This window comes from uncultured Amaricoccus sp. (genome assembly GCF_937858865.1).
Classification (GTDB): Bacteria; Pseudomonadota; Alphaproteobacteria; order Rhodobacterales; family Rhodobacteraceae; genus Amaricoccus.
In genome coordinates this window covers 1-15,030 of sequence record NZ_CALLYO010000402.1, presented here as the reverse complement: position 1 = coordinate 15,030, position 15,030 = coordinate 1, and the positions used below count along the sequence as shown (strand labels likewise).

The window sequence follows — 15,030 nt, the reverse complement described above, 5'->3', positions numbered from 1 at the left end:
TCCTCCGCTACCACCAGCCCCCCACCCCGCGCGTTTTCTGGCCGCACGTCCCTCCGCTACCCGTCCGGCTTCCCGACTTGCGTAGGGGCATGGACATCCCGCGCGGGCTGGGAGCCCTGCGATGGCGCCCCGGTTTCCGCGGCTGCCACGTCGTCGATCCAGTGCTGGCGGAGCTGCGGCAGGCGGACCCGCTCGGTGCGCACCTCCCGCCCGGCGAAGTCGTACCTGACCGCGCCCAGCCACTTCTCGCCCCCGAGCGGCGGCTGCATCCCCGGGCCGACGGTGAAGGCGGACGAGGGGCACCAGACGAAGCGCGTCCCGCCGAGGCGCATCTCGTGCGAGAGATGCACGTGGCCGCTGCCGACGAGGGCGAGGCCGTAGGCGTCGGCCAGCGCCTTCAGCCGCGCCCGCGGGCCGGTGCGCACCGTCCAGTAGCCGGTGTCGCCCTCCTCCCAGCCGCGGATGAAGAGCGGCTGGTGGCAGAACCAGGCGATGCGGCGGCCGTCCGCGCCGTGCATCTCCGCCTCGAGCCAGGCGAACTGCGCCTCCTCCTCGGGCAGGCCGCTCGAGAGGATCATCGAGTCGAAGCCGATCAGCCGCCAGTCCTCGACGTCCCGGCTCCAGCGGTCGGTGCCGAAGCGGGCGTTCCAGCGCGACAGCCGCTCCGCGGTCGGCGGCTGTCGGGTGCTGAACGGATCGCCGACGTCGTGGTTTCCGGGAACGGCGAGGAGCGGGGCGGGCAGCGCCTCGGTCAGCTCGGCGCAATAGGCGAAGTCGTCGTCCACGCCGGCGCCATCGCCGCTGAGGTCGCCGGAGTGGATGACGAGATCGGGGGCCTCTGCGGCGATCCAGGCGGCGAGCGGCGGCCAGTTGCCGGCGAAACGCGCCTCGTCGCGCCCGAGGTGGGTGTCCGAGATCTGGACGATGCGCACCATCCGGTCACCCCTCCGAAGCTCTCCGGCCCGAACGAGTGTCACGAGGCCGCGTCGGATGTAAATCCCGTGGTTTGCGGTCCGCAGGGGCCGCGCGCGGGCGGGCTGTCGGCGGGCTCAGAGAGACCTCTGCGAAACGGCCCGGGCACGGATCGGGCACGCGTGCCCAACTTGGCAACATACTGGAATATATGTATCTATCCAGACAGAGTAACCACTTGTTGACGAAGGTTAACGGCGCGGCGCGCCTTCTGCAAAGGTCTCTCAGAGCGGCTTGCGCAGCCAGCGCGAGAGGACGCCGACGATGCCCTCGCGGAAGAGCAGCACCCCGACCACGAAGACCACGCCCTCGATGACGGTGACCCAGGCGCCGAAGGTGGCGAAGTAGTTCTGCAGCGTCACCACGATCGCCGCCCCCGCGATCGGGCCGAAGACCGTGCCCATGCCGCCAAGGAGCGCCATCAGCACCACCTCGCCCGACATGGTCCAGTAGACGTCGGTCAGCGAGGCGAGCTGGAAGACCAGCGCCTTGGTCGCCCCGGCGAGCCCGGCCAGCGTCGCCGACATGACGAAGACCGCGAGCTTGTAGCGGTTGACCCGGTAGCCGAGCGAGACCGAGCGCGGCTCGTTCTCGCGGATCGCCTTCAGGATGTGGCCGAACGGCGAGTGGATGATGCGGTAGATGACGAGGAGCCCGGCGAAGGTGACGGCGAGCACGAAGAAGTAGAAGGTCCGGTCGGCGGAGATGTCGAGGATCCCGAGGAGCCGTCCCCGCGGCACCGCCTGGATGCCGTCCTCGCCGCCGGTGAAGGGCGCCTGCACCGAGAAGAAGAAGATCATCTGCGCGAAAGCGAGCGTCACCATGGCGAAATAGATCCCCTGCCGCCGGATGGCGAGCGCGCCGATGACGAGCCCGAGCAGGGCGGCGACCACCGTCCCGCTCAGCACGGCGAGCTCCGGCGTCAGCCCCCAGACCTTGGCGGCATGCGCCGAGACATAGCTCGCCGAGCCGAAGAAGGCGGCGTGGCCGAAGGAGAGCAGCCCGCCGTAGCCTAGCAGCAGGTTGAAGGCGCAGGCGAAGAGCGCGAAGCACATCACCTTCATCAGGAAGACCGGATAGAGGAAGAAGGGCGCCACCAGCATGAAGGCGAAGAGCCCGGCGAAGATCGCCATGTGGTGCCGCGGCATCCCGAGCGTCGGCCCCTGCTCGGGCATGCCGATGTCGGCGGTGGCGAGATCGGCCATCAGACGGGCCTCCCGAAGAGGCCCTGCGGCTTCACGAGCAGCACGAGCGCCATGATGACGAAGATGACGACCGCCGAGCCCTCGGGATAGAAGACCCGCGTCAGCCCCTCGATGATGCCGAGCCCGAAGCCGGTGACGATCGCCCCCATGATCGACCCCATGCCGCCGATCACGACGACCGCGAAGACGACGATGATGAGGTCGGCTCCCATGTTCGGATTGACCGAGTAGATCGGCGCCGCGAGCACGCCGGCGAAGGCGGCGAGCCCGACGCCGAAGCCGTAGGTGAGCGTGATGAGCCGTGGCACGTTGATGCCGAAGGCGCCGACCAGCGTCGGGTTCTCGGTCGCGGCGCGCAGGTAGGCGCCGAGCCGCGTCTTCTCGATCAGGAACCAGGTGCCGAAGCAGGCGACGAGCGAGGCGACGACCACCCAGGCGCGATAGTTCGGCAGGAACATGAAGCCGAGGTTCTGCCCCCCGGCCAGCACCGGCGGGGCGGTGTAGGGCATGCCCGAGACGCCGTAGGCGTTGCGGAAGAGCCCCTGGATGATGAGCGCGAGGCCGAAGGTCAGCAGCAGCCCGTAGAGATGGTCGAGATGGTAGAGCCGCGACAGCATCAGCCGCTCGATCACGATCCCGCTCGCCCCGACGACGACCGGGGCGATGACGAGCGCCCACCAGTAGCCGAGCCCGAGGTAGTTGCCGAGCATCCAGGCGACGAAGGCGCCCATCATGTACTGCGCCCCGTGGGCGAAGTTGATGATGTTGAGCAGCCCGAAGATCACGGCCAGCCCGAGGCTCAGCATGGCGTAGAAGGAGCCGTTGATCAGCCCGAGCAGCAGCTGGCCGAAGAGCGCCTGGGGCGGGATACCGAGGAGTTCAAACATCGCCGGGTCCTTGCGGAAGGGGAGGGACCCGCCGGCGGCCGGCGGATCCCGAGCGCGCTACTGGACGAGCGGGCAGCCGCCGTCCTCGAGCGGCCGGAAGGCCTTGTCGGCCGGGATGGTCGCCATCAGCTCGTAGTAGTCCCAGGGACCGGTCGAGGCCTCGGGCGCCTTCACCTTGAACAGGTACATGTCGTGCACCTTGCGGCCGTCGGCGCGCACCTTGCCCTCGCCGAAGAGGGGATCGGAGGTGGGCATCTCCTTCATCTTAGCCATGACCGCGCCGCTCTCCTTGTCGCCGACAGCCTCGATGGCCTTGAGGTAGTGCAGCACGCCGGCGTAGACGCCGGCCTGGACCATGGTCGGCATGGCGCCGTTCATCCGCTCGGCGAAGCGCTTCGACCAGGCGCGGGTGTCGTCGTTCAGGTCCCAGTAGAAGCTCTCGGTCAGCACCAGCCCCTGCGCGGTCGGCAGCCCGAGCGCGTGGATGTCGGTGATGAAGATGAGGAGCCCGGCCAGCGCCTGGCCGGACTGGGTGATGCCGAACTCGGACGCCTGCTTGATGGAGTTGACCGTGTCGCCGCCGGCGTTGGCGAGCCCGATCACCTTGGCGCCCGAGGCCTGCGCCTGCAGCAGGTAGGAGGAGAAGTCCTGCCCGGGGAAGGGGTGGCGCACGGTGCCGAGCACCTTGCCGCCCGCCGCCTCGACGACGGCGATGGTGTCCGCCTCGAGCGCATGGCCGAAGGCGTAGTCGGCGGTGATGAAGAACCAGCTGTCGTAGCCCTGCTCGACCATCGCGGTGCCGGTGCCGTGGGCGAGCGCCCAGGTGTCGTAGGTCCAGTGGATGGTGTTCGGCGAGCAGGACTTGCCGGTCAGGTCGGCCGTGCCGGCGCCGGAGTTGATGAAGATCTTGTTCTTCTCGCGGGTGATGTCGTTGACCGCCAGCGCCGCCGAGGAGGTCGGCACGTCGAAGATCGCGTCGACGCCGTCCTGGTCGTACCACTGCCGGGCGATGTTCGAGGCGATGTCGGGCTTGTTCTGGTGGTCGGCCGAGACGACCTCGACGTTGATGCCCTTGCCCGCCGCATCGAAGTCCTCGATCGCCATGCGCGCGGCCTCCACCGAGCCCTCGCCGGAGAGGTCGGCGTAGACGCCCGAGCGGTCGTTGAGGACGCCGATCTTCACGTCGACCGCCCAGGCCGACGAGGCCATGAGCAGCCCGACGGCCGTGGCCAGCGCCATCTTTCCGAATTTCACTGCAAAGTCCTCCCTTTGGAATGCGTGATGGATGTGCGGTCAGACCCCGAGGTAGGAGTGGAGCCTGTCGATGTTCGCGTCGAGATCCGCGTTCGGGATCATGTCGATGACCTTGCCGGTCTCGACCACATAGTGCCGGTCGGCCACCGAGGTGGCGAAGCGGAAGTTCTGCTCGACGAGCACGATGGTGAAGCCTTCGCGCTTCAGTTGCGAGATGGTGCGGCCGATCTGCTGCACGATGACCGGGGCGAGGCCCTCGGTCGGCTCGTCGAGCAGCAGCAGCTTGGCGCCGGTCCGGAGGATGCGGCCGATCGCCAGCATCTGCTGCTCGCCGCCCGAGAGCTTGGTGCCCTGGCTCGAGAGCCGCTCCCTGAGGTTGGGGAAGAGCTCGTAGATCCGCTCCACCGAGAGGCCGCCCGGCAGCACCCGCGGCGGCAGCATCAGGTTCTCCTCGACCGAGAGGCTCGAGAAGATGCCGCGCTCCTCGGGGCAGATGGCGATCCCGGCCCGCGCGATCGTCCGGGACGGCAGGGCGATCAACTCGCGCCCACTGAGCTGCACCGACCCGCTGCGGCGGGGGAGGATGCCCATGATCGCCTTGAGCGTCGTGGTCTTCCCGGCGCCGTTGCGGCCGAGAAGGGTAACGATCTCGCCCTCCTGCACCTCGAAGTCGATGCCGTGCAGCACGTGGCTCTCGCCGTACCAGCCTTCGAGATCGCGCACCGCGAGCAGCGGCGCGGTTTGGGCGGCGCGGGCGGCCTCAGCCATGACCGACTCCGATGTAGGCTTCGATGACGCGGGGGTCCCTGGAGACCGTCTCGTAGTCGCCCTCGGCCAGCACCTGGCCGCGGGCGAGCACGGTGATCCGGTTCGAGAGCGTCGCGACGACCGAGAGGTTGTGCTCGACCATGAGGATGGTGCGGTCCTTCGCCACCCGCCGGATCAGCGCGGTGATCCGCTCGACGTCGGCCTGCGCCATGCCGGCCATCGGCTCGTCGAGCAGCATCATCTCCGGCTCGAGCGCGAGCGTGGTGGCGATTTCGAGCGCCCGCTTGCGCCCGTAAGAGAGTTCGCCCGCCGTGTGATGCGCGAACTCGCCGAGGCCGACGTCGGCGATGAGCGCCAGCGCCCGCCCGTCGAGGTCGGCCAGCACCCGCTCCGAGCGCCAGAAGTCGAAGCTGTCGCCCCGCCGCCGCTGCAGCGCCACGCGGACGTTCTCGAGCACGGTCAGCCGCGGGAAGACCGCCGAGATCTGGAAGGAGCGGATCAGCCCCAGCCGGGCGATGTCGGCCGGCTCCATGCTGGTGATGTCCCGCCCGTTGAAGGCGATGGTGCCGGAGGAGGGCTGCAGGAACTTGGTCAGCAGGTTGAAGCAGGTCGTCTTGCCGGCGCCGTTCGGGCCGATCAGCGCATGGATCGACCCCCGCTCCACGTCGAGGTCGACGCCGCTCACCGCCATGAAGCCGGCGAACTGCTTGCCGAGGTTCCTGGCCGACAGGATGATGTCGCCGGTGGGCCTGTTCACGTGGCGCGTCTCCCGCAGGCTGTGGGCCGTCCGGACCGCCGCCTCGCGGCAGGTCTGCGCGCTTTTCGCATTACCACCTCACTCGCACCAGTCCCCGTGTCGGCCTCAGCGTAACAATGCTGCGCGAGCATATCCAGCACCGGAAATTCAATGCCTTCAGCGCCTTGCCATACGGCCCGCCGAGGCCCTCGCCGGCGGCGGCCCACGCCCCCGGTCCGTCACGGGCCGCGGGCGGCATCTGTCAATCCCGGTTCATTCCGTTGGCGGCAAAGGAAAAACAAGTCAAGCATCGCGAGGCAGGAGTGTGTAGCATCGGCATTCTGCAGCCGGGGGAGGGGCCGTTGCCGAAGGCCATCGTGGGGACGAGGATTCGCGAGCGCCGCAGGGCGCTCGGGATCACCCAGGTCGAGCTCTCGCGGCGGATCGGCATCTCGGCCTCCTATCTCAACCTCATCGAGCGTAACAAGCGCGGGATCGCCGGGTCGCTGCTGCGCCGCACCGCTGCCGCGCTCGAGCTCGGGCTCGACGATCTCGACGGTGCCGCCGAGCGGCGGCTGCTCGAGACGCTGACCGAGCTCGCGCATGCGCCCGATCTCGCCGCGCTCGGGGCGGAGGCCGCGAGCGCGGGCGAGCTGATCGGCGCCTATCCCGGCTGGGCGCGCTCGCTCGCCGCGCTCGCCCGCTCGGAACGGGCGGCGGCCAGCCAGGCGCGGGCGCTTGCCGACCGGCTGACGCACGATCCCTTCCTCGGCGAGGCGGTGCACCGGATGCTGACCCACATCGCCGCCGTGCGCTCGGCGGCGGAGATCATGACCGACTATCCCGACCTCCCGGCCGACCGGCGGGCGAGCTTCCTCGCGATCGTCCACGACGAGTCGCGCGCGCTCACCGGCGTGGCCGAGGCGCTCGCCGCCTATTTCGACAAGGCCGAGGAGACCCAGCGCGCGCTGACCCCGGTCGACGAGGTGGAGGCGCTCTTCGACGCGCGCGCGAACCGCTTCGACGAGATCGAGACGGCCGCCGCTGGCGCCGCGGCGCGCTTCCCCGAAGGCGGCGGGCCGCACCGCGCCGCGGCCGCGCGCGCGCTGGCCGAGCGCGCGCTCGGCGTCGCGGTCGAGGCGGTCATCGCCCGCCAGCCCGAGATCGAGACGGCGCCGGCGCGGGCGCGGGCGCGCCGGGCGCTGCTCGACTATGCCGCCGCCGCGATCCTCGCGCCGCTGCCCGCCTTCGCGCCGCGGGCGGGGGAACTCGGCTACGACCTCGAGGCGCTGGCGGGCGAATTCGCCCTCGACGCCGAGACGGTCTGCCGCCGGCTCCTCGCCCTCTCCGGCGAAGGCGTGCCGCGCTTCGGCTACTTCCGCGTCAACGCCGCCGGCACGCTGATCGAGCGGCGCGGCCTCGCCGGCCTCGTCGCGCCGCGCTACGCGCCCGCCTGCCCGCTCTGGGTGCTCTACCGCGCCCAGCAGTCGCCCGAGACGGTGATGCGCCAGCGCGCGCTCTTCCCGAACGGCGAGCGCTTCGTCTTCCTCGCCCGCGCCCGCCGCGCCGGCCCCACCGGCTTCGGCCGGCCGCGGCACTATCTGACCGACATGCTGGCGCTGAGCGAGGCGGACGCCCGGCTGACCGTCTACGCCCCCGACCCGGGCGCCCCGGTCGAGGAGGTCGGCCCCGCCTGCCGGCTCTGCCCGCGCCAGGCCTGCCCCCACCGGGTGGACGACCCGCTGGCCGGCTGACGCGCGAGGATCCGCGACGGCTGCATGTTGCGCCGCAGTATATCCGGCGCGATCACGAACTCCTGACCGGGAATGCGGCCTGCCGTCCTGTCGTGGCGCGTGCAAGAGCGCGCCAAAGGTTGCCTCTTCGGCAAAAATACTTCACAAATTCATGCATCTTGTCCGGGGGGCCGGTTCGGCGATGTCGGGGGGACGCAGGCGCGACTGGCGGGCAGCGGTCGGTCGCCTTGTCGTGGTCGCTGCTCTGGTGGCGCCTGCGCTCGCCGCTCCGGTCGAGGGACCGCTCGAGAGCGTGGTCTTCGGACCCGGCGACACCATCCGCGGCGTCGCCGAACGCTACCTCAGGGACGCCGACCTCTGGCCGCAGATCCTCGAGCTCTCCGGCATCGCCTCGCCGGCCGACCTCCGCCCCGGCCTCGCGCTCAAGGTCCCGGTGCAGCAGGTTGCCGCCGCCGACGAGGCGCTCGCCTTCTCGCTCGCCGCCATCCAGAAGGCGACGGCCGAGGGCGCGCGCATCTTCGCCCCGGTCGAGATCGGCCACGCCATCGAGAACCGCGACACCGCCGTCGAGCGCCGCGGCGTCGGCGCCTGGGCCGAGGTGGTGACCTTCGCCGGCGTCGCCACCGAGTTCGCCGACAGGGCGCTCGAGATCTCCGTCGCCCAGCGCGACCGGGCGGCCGAGGCCGTCGTCTCCGACGCCCAGGGCACCGTCGAGGGCCGCGCGCCCGATCAGCCGCGCTGGTCGCGGCGCGCGACACAGGACGTCCTCGTCGAGTACGAGCGGCTGCGCACGCTCTCCGCCTCGACGGCGCAGGTCACCTTCCGCGACCTGAGCCGGCTCCGCCTCAACCCCAACTCGAACGCGGTCATCCAGCGGATGCGCAGCGACCCCCTGACCGGCGGCGAGGTCACCAAGGTCAACCTCGTCAACGGCGACTTTTACGCGCTCCTCAACCAGCTCGGCGACCGCACCAGCTTCGAGGTGGCGGTGCCGGGAATCGAGACGGCGACCCAATCGGCCGACTTCTGGATCCGCCACGACGAGGCGGGCTCGCGCTTCGCCAACTACGACGCGCCGGCGCTCGAGATCAGCCGCGGCGGCGAGCGGATCTCGATCGGCGAGAACGAGGGGGCGGTGCTGCCGAGCGGCGGCGGGGCCGAGCGCACCCGCGTGCTGGCGCAGACCGAGCTTGCCGCGCCGCTCGACGGGGCGGAGATCTTCACCCCCGACGTCACCCTCGCCTGGCAGCCGGCCGAGGGGGCCGAGGGCTACTGGCTCGAGATCGCCGCCGACGCCGGCTTCAACGTCATGCAGGCCTCGCAGTGGGGCGTGCGCGACACCAGCCGGCAGTTCGACGGGCTCGACCCCGGGGATCACTACTGGCGCGTCTCCTCGCTCGACCGGCTCGGCCTGCCCGGCGTGCGCTCGCTCAGCCGGCACTTCCGCATCGTCGACGACCGGACCCCGCCCTTCGTCACACTCGCCACGCCGGGCGAGGGCGAGATCGTCACGGTCGCCGAGGTGGCCGTGACCGGCGAGGCCGAGCCGGGTGCCGAGGTCAGCCTGAACGGTGCCCCGGTCCCGGTAGCCGACGACGGCGCCTTCTCGGTCACGCTCGCCCCGGCCGAGGGCGAGAACGTGCTGCGGCTCGCCGCCGTCGACCGCGCCGGCAACCGCACCGAGCGCAGCCGCGCCTTCGTCTATCGCCCGGTCGGCACGGTCGGCATCGCCCTCGACCCCGCCCTGCCGCGCGACGCGGAGGGGAGGCTGCTCAGCGCCTCGCCCGAGTTCGCCGTCGCCGGCACCTCGACCGCCGAGGCCGGCGCCAGCCTGCGGGTGGTCGCCGCCGACGGCTCGGTCGCGGTGCAGACCCTGACCGACAGCGGCGGCGCCTTCCACGTCACCCTTCCCGCCACCGAGGCGGGCGCCGCCTACCGGATCGAGATCCTCGCCGCCGACCGGAGCGTCGCCGGCACCCTCGCCCTCGCCGCGCGGCGCGACGCCACCCCGCCCGGGATCGCCCTCGACCTGCCGCCGCGGGCGACCGCGAACGCCTGGCTCGAGGTGACGGGCGCCGCCGAGGGGGCGCAGACGGTCACCGTCAACGGCAGCCCGGCGCGGATGGACGGCGACCGCTTCGCCGCCACCGCGACCCTCGTGCCCGGCACGAACGGCATCGAGATCGTCGCGACCGACGCCGTCGGGAACGTCGCGGTGAAGCGGGTCGAGACGACCTACGACATCGACCCGCCCGAGATCGTCGCCGCCCGCGCCGATCGGCCGGGCGGGCCGGCCGGGCCGATCGAGATCGTCGTCGAGGCGCGCGACGCCTCCGGGCTCCGCCAGGCCGCCCCCTTCGTCCTCAGCGTCGGCGGCGTGGAGCGGCGCGGCTTCCTGCGCTGCGACGACACGGCCGGCGTCTGCCGCGAGACGCTCCCGCCGGAGCCGGGGGCGCTCGTCCTCGTCGAGGTCACCGTCGAGGACTACGCAGGAAACGCGGCCAGGCGGCAGCCGTGAGCAGGGGAGGGGGCATGCGTCTGACCGGTATCGGAGTTGCCCTCGCGCTCCTCGCCCCCGCTGCGGCCGTCGCGCAGCCCGCGCCGCTCCTCGTCGTCTACGGCCCCGAGGCGCCCACCCGCGAAGGCGACGCCGACCATAGGGAGCGCCTTTTCGTCAGCGTCCCGGCCGACCTCGCCGACCGCCTCTACCTGCGCATCTTCGACCCCGAGCCCTTCGGCGCCCACGACACCCGCTACGGCCGCGCCGCCGCCGCCACCACCACCCTCTTCCGCCTCTCGGGCGGGGAGGGCGCCTACACCGCCGCCCCGAGGCCCGCGCCGGTCGCCGAAGGCGCCCCGCCCGCCGCCGACCCCGCCACCCCGCCGTCCAAGGGCGGCCGCGTCCTCGCCGAGCGCCGCTTCGGCGTCGACAGCCCGACCGACGACGCCTGGGTGACGCTCGCCCCCCTCTCCGCCGCCGACGGCGAGGTGGTCGACGGCCGCGCCTGGTTCCGCCTCGACATCATCGGCGAGGCCGGCGACACCGGCAACGCCTTCACCCTCGAGGCGAGCCTCTCCCCCGACCGCTCCGACCCCTCGCCCGACGCCGGGATCATCGCCTTCCAGCCCACCATCCGCTGGCGCGAGGGCGGCGACCCGACCGAAGTGCGCTTCGAGGCCCCCGAGGGCACGCCCCTCACGCTCCAGTCCTTCGACGGCGCCGAGGGCGAGATCTACCTCGTCTCCACCTTCACCGAAGACCGCCTGCCCGCCTCCGGCCAGGACGAATGGCGCCTCGCCCGCTTCGCCGCCCCCGGCGGCACCGCGGCCATCACGCTCCGCGGCGGCACCGAGTCGCCGAACGACGTGACCCTCGCCGTCCTCGGCCCCGAGGGCCCGCTCGCCCTCGAGATGCCGCCCCGCCCGGTTCCCCCGGCCGCGCGCCCGGTCGCCATCGGCACCGCCCGCCCGCTCGCCAACTGCACCTCGGTCGCCTTCGACGCCTCCGCCTCGACCGGCGCCGGCCCGCTCTCCTACCTCTGGCGCTTCGGCGACGGCGCCGAGAGCGACGCCCCGGTCATCGCCCACCCCTTCGCCGAACCCGGCCGCTACACGGCCGAGCTCGACGTCCTCGGCGCCGGCACCCAGGTCGCCCGCGGCGCCCGCATCGCCGTCCCGGTCCACGTCCGCCCCGCGCCCGTCGCCGACGCCGGCCAGCCCGTCACCGCCGCCCCCGGCGAGCCCGTCGCCTTCGACGGCACCGCTTCCACCCCTTCCGACAGCCCGATCACCCGCTACCTCTGGACCTTCGCCGACGGCGCCACCGCCGAAGGCGCCACCGCCACCCACGCCTACGACCAGCCCGGCCTCTACCGCGCCGTCCTCCGGGTCGAGGACGCGAGCGGCCACCCCTGCGACTTCGGCACCGCCACCCGCGAAGTCACCGTGAACTTCCCGCCCGTCGCCGAAGCCGGCGAGGCCCAGTCCGCCGCCACCGGCCAGACCCTCACCCTGACCGGCGCCGCCAGCTACGACGTCGACGGCACGATCACCACCCACCGCTGGGACTTCGGCGACGGCACCGAGGCCGAAGGCGCGACCGTCACCCACGCCTACGCCGACCCTGGCACCTACACCGCCACGCTCACCGTCACCGACGATAGCGGCGTCGCCAACGCCACCACTACTGACACCGTCACCCTCACCGTCAACGCCCCGCCGGTCCCCGTCGCCACCGGCCCCGACCGCCCGATCGCGGTGGGCGAAATCGCCCAGCTCGACGCCAGCGCCTCCACCGACGCGGACGGCAGCATCCTCTCCTGGTCCTGGGACTTCGGCGACGGCGCCAAGGGCGAAGGCCCGACGGCCCAATACGCCTGGGCCGCCCCCGGCATCTATCCCGTCACCCTCACCGTCACCGACGACTCCGCCACCCCCTCGGCCACCGCCGAGACCACCCTCGACGTCACCGTCAGCGCCGCCCCGGTCGCCGACGCCGGCCCCGACCAGTCCGTCGCCGTCAGCGAGGTCGCCTTCGACGGCGGCGGCTCGCACGACCCCGACGGCCGCATCACCGCCTGGGCCTGGGACTTCGGTGACGGCACGACCGCCTCCGGCCGCACCGTGCGCCACGCCTACGCCCGCCCCGGCACCTACGAGGTCGCCCTCGTCGTCACCGACGACAGCGGCGCCCCCCTCAACACCGCCCGCGACACCATGACCGTTCGGGTCAACGCCGCCCCCATCGCCGACGCCGGCCCCGACCTCATCGCCGCCCCCGGCGAGGAGGTCACCCTCGACGGCACGGGCTCCGTCGACCCCGACGACGCCATCGCCTCCTTCACCTGGACCTTCCCCGACGGCTCCGAGGCCCAGGGCCCCCGCGTCACCCACGCCTTCCCCGCCCCCGGCCTCCACCGCGTCCAGCTCACCGTCCGCGACCAGACCGGCCTCGCGGAAGCCTTCGACGTCGACGAGGTCGAGGTCGCCGTCAACGCGCCCCCGGTCGCCGCCGCCGGCCCCGACCTCTCCGTCGCCCCGGGCGAGCCCGTCCGCCTCGACGGCAGCGCCTCCTTCGACCCCGACGGCACGCTCACCGCCTGGCGCTGGGACTTCGACGACCTCCCCGACCCCGTCCTCGCCGCCACCGCCGAGCGCACCTGGGACGCCCCCGGCGTCCACACCGCCCAGCTCACCGTCACCGACGCGAGCGGCGCGGCCAACGCCACCGCCACCGACGAGGTCACCGTCCGCGTCAACCACCCCCCCGTCGCCGAGGCCGGCCCCGAGACCGTCACCGACGACCTCTATGTCACCCTCGACGGCACCGCCTCCTCCGACGCCGACGGCGACCGCCTCATCCTGACCTGGGACTTCGGCGACGGCTCCTCGCCCGCCACCGGCGAGACCGTCACCCACGCCTACCCGCGGAGCGGCATCTTCCCCGTCACCCTCACCGTCGACGACGGCACCGGCCTCTCCAACGCCACCGCCACCGACGCCACCCGCGTCCTCATCGACGCCCGCCCCGTTGCCGTCGCCGGCGGCAACCGCGACGTCTGCTCCGGCGACGCCATCCTCTTCGACGGCTCGGCCTCCGCCGACCCCGACGGCGGGCTCCTCCGCTACGACTGGGACTTCGGCGACGGCACCCGCTCCGACATCGTGAACCCGAACAAGACCTACGAGCACCCCGGCGTCTATTCCGTCACCCTCACCGTCCGCGACGAATCCGGCCTCCCCATCGGCCAGCACAGCGACCGCATCGCCGCCGTCGTCCGCGAGGCCCCGATCGCCGACGCCGGCGCGCCGCTTGCGGCCTGCACCAACCAGACCGTCCGCTTCGACGGCTCGGGCTCGACCGACGCTGACGGTGCGGTCAACGCCTTCTCTTGGAACTTCGGCGACGGCTCCTCCGGCGGCGGCGAAAGGCCGACCCACCTCTACGAGCGCCCCGGCACCTACGCCGTCACCCTGACCATCACCGGCGACGCCCGCGGCAGCTGCGGCGCCCTCGACACCGACGAGACGACCGTCACCGTCGTCGAGGCCCCCCGCCTCGACATCCTCGGCCCCGACCGCGCCGCGGCGGCGACCCCCGTCCGCTTCACCGCCCGCCTCTCCGACGACGACGACGTCCCGGACGAAGGTTTCGCCTGGGACTTCGGCGACGGCACGACGACCACCGGCGTAAGCGTGGAGCACGCCTTCGCCGAGGCCGGCACCGCCACCGTGACGCTGAGCGTCACCCTGCCCGGCACCGCCCAGGGCTGCGGCACCATCGCGACCCGCCGCCTCGTCACGGTCAACGCCCCGCCCGCGCCCGTCATCGACGCGCCCGACCGGGTGGCGGCCGGCGGCCTTGTCCTCTTCGACGCCTCCGCCTCCAGCGATCCCGACGGCGCCATCACCGGCTTCGCCTGGGACTTCGGCGACGGCGGCACCGCCGCCGGCGTCCAGGCCCAGCACCGCTTCACCCGCGCCGGCAGCTACGAGGTCACCCTCGCCGCCACCGACGACGCCGGCGTCGCCAACAGCCGCGCCACCCTCACCCGCCGCATCGAGGTCGCGCCGCGGCCGGTCGCCGACCTCGGCACGCCGCCGCCGCTCTGCCCCGGCGTCCCGCACGCCTGGATGGTCGCCGAGGATGCGGCGGACCTGAAGACCACCTGGCTCTTCGGCGACGGCACCGCGGCAGAGGGCCCCGCCGCCTCGCACGCCTTCGAGAAGCCCGGCGTCTTCCCGGTCGCCGTCACCCTCGACGACGGCGGCACGCTCGACTCGAGCCGCCGCACCGAGGAGGTCTACGTCCGCGTCAACCAGGCCCCCGTGGCCCAGGCCGGCCCCGACCGCATCGTCTGCCCCGGCGACACGGTCGCCTTCGACGCCGCCCTTTCCGCCGACGCCGACGGCACGCTCACCGCCTGGCGCTGGCGCTTCTCCGACGGCGTCACGCTCGAGGGCCCGCAGGTCGAGCGCAGCTTCTCCACCCCCGGCGAGCAAACGGTCGAGCTCACCGTCACCGACGACAGCGGCTCCGCCTGCGCGCTGGGCACCGACACCGCCTCCGTCCTCGTCAACGCGCCCCCCGCCGTCGACGCCGGCCCCGACCGCGAAACCCCCGTCGGCGCCGCCAACGACACCCTCCTCTTCGACGCCACCGCCGCCCATGACCCCGACGGCCAGGGCGTCCGCGTCACCTGGGACTTCGGCGACGGCACCACCGCCGCGGGCGCCGTCACCCGCCACCGCTACGCCGCCCCCGGCGACTACACCGTCCGCGTCGAGGCCCGCGACACCACCGGCCTCGCCTGCGGCGTCGCCGCCGACACCGCGCTCGTGCACGCGCGCGCCCGCGAGTGATGCCCGGGCGGCCGCTCCGCGACCGGCGCGCCCGCGAGCGCCCGAAGCCCTTCTCCCTATCGGGCAGTGCCGGGGGGGTCGAGGGGGGCCGG

General features: G+C 72.8%; 9 protein-coding genes. 3 read left to right on the top strand and 6 right to left on the bottom strand.

Features of this window, described 5'->3' with window-relative positions; genetic code table 11:
• Positions 1–56 precede the first annotated feature (56 nt).
• From Q0112_RS11820 to Q0112_RS11795, 6 genes are all read right to left on the bottom strand, one after another.
• Entirely contained in the window at positions 57–935 is an 879-nt protein-coding gene (locus Q0112_RS11820; RefSeq protein ID WP_297975576.1) for a metallophosphoesterase, read from the bottom strand.
• Between the two features lie 261 nt (positions 936–1,196).
• Complete coding sequence (locus Q0112_RS11815) at positions 1,197–2,120, bottom strand: branched-chain amino acid ABC transporter permease (protein ID WP_297975579.1); 924 nt, start codon at positions 2,118–2,120, stop codon at positions 1,197–1,199.
• 56 nt (positions 2,121–2,176) lie between these two features.
• Positions 2,177–3,064, bottom strand: coding sequence for a branched-chain amino acid ABC transporter permease (locus Q0112_RS11810; RefSeq protein WP_297975573.1), 888 nt, complete (start codon positions 3,062–3,064; stop codon positions 2,177–2,179).
• Positions 3,065–3,121: 57 nt separating this feature from the next.
• Positions 3,122–4,303 (bottom strand): ABC transporter substrate-binding protein, encoded by a 1,182-nt coding sequence (locus tag Q0112_RS11805; RefSeq protein WP_297975578.1) that lies wholly within the window; start codon positions 4,301–4,303, stop codon positions 3,122–3,124.
• 54 nt (positions 4,304–4,357) lie between these two features.
• Complete coding sequence (locus tag Q0112_RS11800; RefSeq protein ID WP_297975572.1) at positions 4,358–5,086, bottom strand: ABC transporter ATP-binding protein; 729 nt, start codon at positions 5,084–5,086, stop codon at positions 4,358–4,360.
• On the bottom strand, positions 5,079–5,777 hold the full coding sequence (locus Q0112_RS11795; RefSeq protein WP_297975577.1) for an ABC transporter ATP-binding protein: 699 nt from the start codon (positions 5,775–5,777) through the stop codon (positions 5,079–5,081). The genes Q0112_RS11800 and Q0112_RS11795 overlap by 8 nt, the downstream gene beginning before the upstream one ends.
• A gap of 407 nt (positions 5,778–6,184) precedes the next feature.
• On the opposite strand from Q0112_RS11795, the gene Q0112_RS11790 reads away from it, so the two are divergent.
• The 3 genes from Q0112_RS11790 (at position 6,185) to Q0112_RS11780 (ending at position 14,938) form a co-directional block, all read left to right on the top strand.
• Positions 6,185–7,576, top strand: a complete 1,392-nt coding sequence (locus Q0112_RS11790) for a helix-turn-helix domain-containing protein (RefSeq protein ID WP_297975571.1) — start codon at positions 6,185–6,187, stop codon at positions 7,574–7,576.
• Positions 7,577–7,823: 247 nt separating this feature from the next.
• Entirely contained in the window at positions 7,824–10,094 is a 2,271-nt protein-coding gene (locus tag Q0112_RS11785) for a FecR domain-containing protein (RefSeq protein WP_297975570.1), read from the top strand.
• 14 nt (positions 10,095–10,108) lie between these two features.
• Entirely contained in the window at positions 10,109–14,938 is a 4,830-nt protein-coding gene (locus Q0112_RS11780; RefSeq protein WP_297975569.1) for a PKD domain-containing protein, read from the top strand.
• Positions 14,939–15,030: the final 92 nt, after the last annotated feature.

Coding starts and splice junctions, on each gene's coding strand:
- Q0112_RS11795 (WP_297975577.1), bottom strand. CDS start 5,777: ATGGCGGTGAGCGGCGTCGACCTCGACGTGGAGCGGGGGTCGATCCAT.
- Q0112_RS11810 (WP_297975573.1), bottom strand. CDS start 3,064: ATGTTTGAACTCCTCGGTATCCCGCCCCAGGCGCTCTTCGGCCAGCTG.
- Q0112_RS11815 (WP_297975579.1), bottom strand. CDS start 2,120: ATGCCGCGGCACCACATGGCGATCTTCGCCGGGCTCTTCGCCTTCATG.
- Q0112_RS11800 (WP_297975572.1), bottom strand. CDS start 5,086: ATGGCTGAGGCCGCCCGCGCCGCCCAAACCGCGCCGCTGCTCGCGGTG.
- Q0112_RS11780 (WP_297975569.1), top strand. CDS start 10,109: ATGCGTCTGACCGGTATCGGAGTTGCCCTCGCGCTCCTCGCCCCCGCT.
- Q0112_RS11820 (WP_297975576.1), bottom strand. CDS start 935: ATGGTGCGCATCGTCCAGATCTCGGACACCCACCTCGGGCGCGACGAG.
- Q0112_RS11805 (WP_297975578.1), bottom strand. CDS start 4,303: ATGGCGCTGGCCACGGCCGTCGGGCTGCTCATGGCCTCGTCGGCCTGG.